The sequence below is a fragment of the Bacteroides sp. genome (genome assembly GCA_036351255.1).
GTDB lineage: Bacteria > Bacteroidota > Bacteroidia > Bacteroidales > UBA7960 > UBA7960.
Genome location: JAZBOS010000004.1, coordinates 34,933 through 41,806, shown reverse-complemented (window position 1 = coordinate 41,806; position 6,874 = coordinate 34,933). Strand labels below are relative to the sequence as shown.

Genomic DNA, 6,874 nt, shown 5'->3' with positions numbered 1-6,874 from the left:
GAAAACACGGCAACAAAGGCGATGAAGCCGCCGTCACTGCCATCAGAATGGTGGACCTGAAAAACAGGCTGGGCGCCTGAAAACAATCATGAACCCCAGGGACCTCCGCATCGTTTTTATGGGCACGCCTGCCATTGCTGCCTTCATCCTCGAAGCAATACTCGGGGAAGGCTACCAGGTGGTGGGAGTGGTTACCGCCCCTGACAAACCCGCCGGACGTGGTCTCAAGATTCATTATTCTGATGTGAAAGTGGCTGCCTTGAAATGGGACTTACCCATCCAGCAGCCCACCAGTCTGAAATCCCCCGAATTTCAGGAAGCTCTTCAGGGATGGAAACCCGATGTGCAGGTGGTGGTAGCCTTCCGCATGCTCCCCGAAAGCGTCTGGGCTTTGCCCCCAATGGGCACCTTCAATATGCACGCCTCCCTCCTCCCGCAATACCGCGGCGCCGCACCTATCAACTGGGCCATTATCAACGGCGAAACCGAAACCGGCGTAACCACCTTTCTGCTCGATCGTGAGATCGACACCGGCAAAATCCTTTTCAGGGAAAAAATACCTGTCGGGGAAAACGAAACCGCAGGACAACTCCACGACCGTATCCAGGAAGCAGGTGCCGCCATCGTAATGAAAACCCTCGATGCCCTGGCCTCCGGCAAAGCAAAACCCCTGGATCAGGAAGGCCTCATCACCAATTCCGTCGAGCTAAAAAAGGCCCCAAAGATATTTAAGGAAGACTGCCAGATCGACTGGAACCAACCCTGCCAGCAGGTGGTCAACCTCATTCACGGCCTGAGCCCTTATCCGGGCGCCTTTACCACCATATCCCACGAAGGGCAGCAAACCACCCTGAAAATATTCGAGGCCCGGGCAAAACAAGTGCCCCACGCCAAAACGCCAGGCACCCTTTTCTCTGATGGCAAGTCCAACCTGATGTTTGCCACCCCCGATGGCCTGGTTTTGGTCAACAGCCTCCAGATGGCAGGGAAAAAGCGCATGAACACCTCTGATTTCCTCCGGGGTTTCCGGGCCGAAAACCTCAGAAGTTTCCCCCAATAGCGCCAAAATCCCTGTTAAATCTGCTATTCTGGCCATTTTTAGGCCATAGTTATTAACAAAATCGCTGATTTTTCAACAAAATAGCGAGATTTCCCGCGTCAGGCTTGCATTTTCTTATAAATGGCCTATATTTGCAATGATTAATGGAAGCAACCAATTACTCGTGTAACTAAAACTTTCAAAAAAATGAACAAAGCAGAATTGATCGATGCTATTGCATCAGGAGCAGGTTTAACCAAAGCCGACGCAAAAAAATCACTCGACGCCTTCATCGGTGCCACCACCAAAGCCTTGAAAAAAGGTGACCGTGTTGCCCTCGTTGGTTTCGGTTCATTCTCTGTTTCAAAAAGAGAAGCTCGCAAGGGCCGCAACCCCCAGTCTGGCAAGGAAATTACCATCCCCGCCAAAAAAGTGGTAAAATTCAAAGCTGGTGCTGATTTAGCTAAGATTGTTAAGTAAGCCTGAAAATCAAGCTTCGATAAGCCCCGGAAGTTCCGGGGCTTTTTTTATTTTTGTCTGGAGCTTTTCCTTCACCTTCATAAATACCACGGTCATGAGCGAAAAAGATGCCCTCCGGGGGTTTAACCCCAATGGGACCGGCAACACGTCAAACAATATCTTCAGCCTGCCTTTCACCCCTGAAAGTGCCCGTGTGGTATTCATCCCCATGCCCTGGGATGTCACAGTTTCAAACTTTGAAGGCACCTCCTTGGGGCCGGAAAAGGTGTTCGAATCCTCCTTCCAGATTGACCTGTTCGATCCCTTTGTCCCCAATGCCTGGCAAGAGGGAATGGCCATGGAGGACATCGACCCAGCCATGGTCAGCCGTAACCAGCAACTTCGAAAAAGAGCAAGCCATTACATCAGCTTCCTCGAACTGGGAGGTGACCCCGATGAGCACAATGATATGCAGGAGATCATTCGCGAGGTGAACGATGCCAGTGAAGCCCTGAGCCTCGAACTCGAGCAGAAGTCGTTGATGTACCTTGAGCAGGAAAAAATCCCTGTGGTGGTAGGCGGCGAGCACAGTGTGCCCCTCGGCCTCATCCGCGCCCTGGCCCGCAAACGCCCCGGCTTTGGCATCCTCCAGATCGACGCCCACGCCGACCTCCGCAATGCCTACCAGGGATTTATTCAGTCGCACGCCTCCATCATGTACAACGCTTTGCAAACCAAAGGCGTCGGGAAACTGGTCCAGGTAGGCATCCGCGAGATCTGCCCCGAAGAGGTGCAGGTCATCAGCCAAAACCCCGCCAGGATACGCACTTATTTCGACCGTGACCTCCATAACCGCCTGTTTGAAGGCGACAGCTGGTCAGAGATTTGCCACGAAATCGTCGAAAAGCTACCCGACGAAGTATATGTAAGCTTTGATGTCGATGGCCTCGACCCCTCCCTCTGCCCCGGCACTGGCACACCCCTGCCCGGGGGCTTGTCGTTTAATCAGGCCAATTTCCTGCTCGAAACCATCGTGACCCAGGGAAAAAAGATCATTGGCGCCGACCTGGTGGAAACCGGACCAAGCGAAATGGATGGCATCGTCTCAAGCCGCCTTCTCTTCCGCCTCGCTGGGATGATCATCAAAAGCAATGCTGAGAACCATTAATTAATCCCTATGGACCCCTCGACCCAAAAGCTGTTGATCGAGTTCCTCAGTGGCTTTATGACCCCTACCCGCCGCGAGCGCATCCTCCAGGTGCTCTCGCAACGCACCCGTTATCTGACTGTGGTCCTCGAAGATATTTATCAATCGCACAACGCCAATGCCGTGCTTCGCTCCTGCGAATGTTTCGGCATCCAGGATGTCCACATCATCGAAAACCGCAATGAATACGAGGTAAACCCCGATGTGTCAATGGGTTCTACCAAATGGCTCGACCTGCAACGATACAACCAGCTGGGAAACAACACCCGAGCCTGTCTCGAAAACCTGAGATCCAAAGGCTACACCCTTGTGGCCACTTCCCCCCACGAAAACAAATACAGCCCAGCCACCCTGCCCCTCGACAAGCCTGTGGCCCTCCTGTTCGGTACAGAGCTCGAAGGCCTCACAGCCGAAGCCATAGATATGGCAGACACCTTTCTGTGCATCCCCATGGCCGGCTTCACCGAAAGCTTCAACATCTCCGTCTCGGCAGCCATTTGCCTCTACGAACTCAGCTCCCGCATTCGCAGCAGCCAGTTTCCCTGGGCACTCCCCGAAGCTGAGCGCGACGCCCTCCACCTCCAGTGGGTTAAAGCTTCGGTGAAGAGCGCCGACTTCCTTATTGAACGATTTCTGGAAAATCATCAGGCAAATCTTTGACTTTCCCGCCCGAAATGATTACTTTTAAAGCATGAATCATTGTTTAACCTAAAAAAATAAGGCTATGGGAAAAGGAGATCAAAAAACCCGCCGCGGAAAACTTTTTAGAGGAACCTATGGTAAAACAAGGCCCCGCAACACCAGCAAACCACCTGTTGCCCCTCCCCCTCCAGCAGCCCCAAAAAAGAGAACAACCAAGAAATAGGACATTCCCTATTTATTGGTTCACAAAATGAAAAAGGGACAAGTTTCGGCTTGTCCCTTTTTCATTTCCATTGCCTTTCCTTTCATCAGGAAGGACCAAAGGACCGCCCTGCCATGCTCGCACCAGGTTCGTTCCAAGCTCGTAGTTTATACGGTTTAAACCGTATAAACTACGAGCTTGGTATGGAGCAGGTACTTTACTGCTCACTGCCGGGAAAATTCAAACTATGCCAAATCAATGGCTGGACCATCAAAACAAATGGACAAGGGAGCGAATCTTCCCGGCAGGAGGAAAAAATTAAGTGAAACAGAAAGAATCCGGTCAAAGCAGGCCAGGCGATTTCAGGATTATAATCCCATCACCAGGTCTCTGAAGGTGTCGCCTCTGTGCTCAAAGTTCCGAAAGGCGTCGTAGCTGGCGGCGGCGGGCGAAAGGAGGCAGATGCCCGCGGCCGGGGTATGCTCAACGGCCATTTCAAAGCCCTCACGGAAGCTTTTGGGGAAGAAACATTGCTTTTTCTGAATACCGGGAAAGTCTTTCCCTTCATGGTACATACGCTGCCCTGCTGCGCCCAGGAAAACCAGGGTCTGCACCTTAGAATCGGCAAGAAAATGCATCAGGGCCTGGTATTCCACCCCGCGATCAAAGCCTCCCAGGATCAGGGTGTCGGTATCAGGAAAAGTTTTTATGGCTTCCATGGTCGACTCGGGTATGGTTGAGATGGAGTCGTTGTAAAAGGAAATGCCTTGCTTGAAACCCACAAACTCAAGCCGGTGGGGAAGTCCAGAGAAACTGGCAACGGCGCGGGTGATCTTCAGCGGGGCAACATTCAGCAGGAATGCCGCAGCCCCTGCAGCCGCAATATTGAACAAGTTGTGATCGCCGGGCAATTTACGAACCCGGCAGATGTCGCGGATGCGTGACTCCTGCCCGTCATGGGTCAGTACCAGGCTTCCCTTATCGCAAAAGACCCGGTTGGGATGTCCCAGGGCATTTCCCAATAACCAATGCTGCGAGACCAGTTCGAGTTCGTTCACCAGGTCAACCACCACCTCGTTGAAGGGATTATAGATAAAAATGTCTTCAGCCGATTGCCAGCGGGCAATGTTCATTTTAGCCAGCTGGTAATCGCGGTAGCTTTTGTAATGGTCAAGGTGCTCCTGAAAGATATTAAGCAGAATGGCCATATGGGGCGAAACTTTGCAGTGTTCAAGCTGGTGGCTGCTCATCTCGAACACCACAACTGTTTCATCGGTGATCTCATCGATAAAATCGAGGGGCGGAGTCCCGATATTCCCAGCCAATAGGGCGGGTCTTCCAGCGGTTTTCAGGATATGGTAAAGCAAGCTCGAAGTGGTGCTTTTCCCTTTGGTACCCGTGATTCCCACGACCTGGTTCCCAAAAAGCTTCAGGAAAAGTTCGGTTTGCGACACAACTTTTTCACGATTGGCTTCGTCTTCAATCACCCGGAAAGGAATGCCAGGGGTTTTGATGATAAGATCGGCGCCTTTTATACCTTCGAGGTAATGAGCCCCAAAAAACAAGCTTGTATTCGGGTCATCCTGCCATTTGGTCAGGTTTTCGGAAGCGGGTTCCAAACGGTCGCATACCAAAAGCGGAAAATCAGGCAGGGCTTTCCGAATGGCCTTGTATGTAGACTGCCCCTCCCGGGCAAAACCCAGGATGGCTACCTTCTTGTCGCTGAAAAAGTTCTGAAACAGTTTCTTATTCAAAGGGTTCGGAGTTTGGGGTTAGGGGTTAAAGTTTAAAAGTTTAAGGTTCAAGGTTCAAGGCTGCCTGCTGAAGGGTGGGTTAAACATTAAACCTTGAATTTCACCTGCCTATTTTCGAAAGCGCATCCTTCAGCAATTTCACAAAAGGCACTTCCAGGGCGTGTGGGCTATGAAATCCCGTAAGGAAATCTTCCAGGCCTTTCAAACTCGACTCCCCGGGTTGATGTTCCCCGAAATGTTTAAGCAAGACAGGTAAATCCTCTCCCTGACGCTTGCGAATACTTCTATGAAGGGCGGCATTGACTTCATTTATGGTCCCAACACACTCAAAGGGTTTGTTTTCGGCCACACCAATAAGCTGATCAAGCATGGGGGCCAGGCTTGCCTTTTCAAACAGGTTTTCACCAAAGATGCCCAGCAACTGCTCCTGCGGAAGAAAGGGGTCGAGCATGGTCCAGGTAAACAGGCACTTAGAGCAATTGCAGCACCAGGAATCGGTCTTGCTGCCTGCATTGCAGCTTTTAAACACTCCGTGGTATTTTGGGAAACGGGCAAACAGGGCTCCTATCTGCAATTCGTTAAGGGGCCTCAGAAAACTGAAATAATGAATGCCCTCCAGAAAATGTTCCAAGAGGTAATCTCTAAAGTCCTGTTCAAATTCAAATGATTTTGAATACTGATGGTTGATTTTCGTTCCCGGGATGCTTGGCTCATTTGCGCTTGACTCGTTGGAAAGGGCAATGTATTTTTTTCCCGTAAGGGCGGCCGCCATGGTGGTCAAAAAAGCGAGTAAGGCCGAAAAGGGCGTATGACCATTGAGAAAGCCCTGGGTATTAAGTTCAAGGAGCAAGGGATCGAGGGTACGCTTAATTTCGAGGCTGTCGTCCAAACCATAGCCTCCGGCTTCGAGCACTTGCCGGGTGGCTCCGCGGTGGTTCATCACCAGGGGCAGGTGGTGGCCGCCAAAATCCTTCATCAGTTGGAGTGTAACCACCGAATCCTTGCCTCCCCCCACCGGGATGATCACGCTTTCGTCCTGTTCAGGAAGACGATACTTCTCAAAAGGGAAGGCTTCAGGGGCATATTCAAATTCAAATATTTCTTCTCCCGGAATTTCAATGCCATTGGTATAAAAAAACTCACCCAGTCCATAACGAAACAGCTTTTTCCACCATTCCTCTTTGGCGGGATCCAGTTGGAATGGCCTTATCAGGATGACAGGCGAGCAAAAAGCTTTCCAGTAACTGATCATTTCGACCATGCCAATATGGAAAGCAAGGACTTCCAGTAGCCCATCAGGCAAAACGCGGAAACGCCCCTGGTTGGGAAAAAACATCGTGGGTCTGAAAACCAATTCCTGATTTACCGAAAACTCAAATACCAAATGAACGCCACCGGCCGTTTTCTTTACAAGGCAGGACTCATAAACAAAGCGCGGGAAAGCTGCCCGAAGTTGTTGATATTTTATTGAATGGTCATTTTGGCGCATTTGAACAATGGCAAGAAATTTGTTGTTGTATTGCTGAATTCAGCTCCAAAAGTAACAAAAACCGCTCTAGGGTCCGAAATTC

General features: G+C 50.8%; 6 protein-coding genes. 4 read left to right on the top strand and 2 right to left on the bottom strand.

All coding sequences use genetic code 11. The features are described 5' to 3' along the window. Positions 1–88 precede the first annotated feature (88 nt). The 4 genes from fmt to V2I46_00185 all read left to right on the top strand — a co-directional run bounded on the left by fmt (position 89) and on the right by V2I46_00185 (position 3,365). Positions 89–1,060, top strand: coding sequence for a methionyl-tRNA formyltransferase (gene fmt, locus V2I46_00200; GenBank protein ID MEE4175905.1), 972 nt, complete (start codon positions 89–91; stop codon positions 1,058–1,060). A 186-nt stretch (positions 1,061–1,246) separates the two neighbouring features. Then, a complete protein-coding gene (locus V2I46_00195) occupies positions 1,247–1,519 on the top strand; it encodes an HU family DNA-binding protein (GenBank protein ID MEE4175904.1) in 273 nt (90 codons plus the stop codon). A 94-nt stretch (positions 1,520–1,613) separates the two neighbouring features. Beyond that, a complete protein-coding gene (locus V2I46_00190) occupies positions 1,614–2,666 on the top strand; it encodes an agmatinase family protein (protein MEE4175903.1) in 1,053 nt (350 codons plus the stop codon). A gap of 9 nt (positions 2,667–2,675) precedes the next feature. Continuing rightward, positions 2,676–3,365: an RNA methyltransferase gene (locus tag V2I46_00185; protein MEE4175902.1), complete on the top strand. Its 690-nt coding sequence runs from the start codon at positions 2,676–2,678 to the stop codon at positions 3,363–3,365. Positions 3,366–3,917: 552 nt separating this feature from the next. Here the strand turns inward: V2I46_00185 and murD are convergent. Together murD and V2I46_00175 are read right to left on the bottom strand one after the other, a co-directional pair. Further along, positions 3,918–5,303, bottom strand: a complete 1,386-nt coding sequence (murD, locus tag V2I46_00180; protein MEE4175901.1) for a UDP-N-acetylmuramoyl-L-alanine--D-glutamate ligase — start codon at positions 5,301–5,303, stop codon at positions 3,918–3,920. 100 nt (positions 5,304–5,403) lie between these two features. Then, complete coding sequence (locus V2I46_00175) at positions 5,404–6,792, bottom strand: hypothetical protein (GenBank protein ID MEE4175900.1); 1,389 nt, start codon at positions 6,790–6,792, stop codon at positions 5,404–5,406. Positions 6,793–6,874 lie beyond the last annotated feature (82 nt).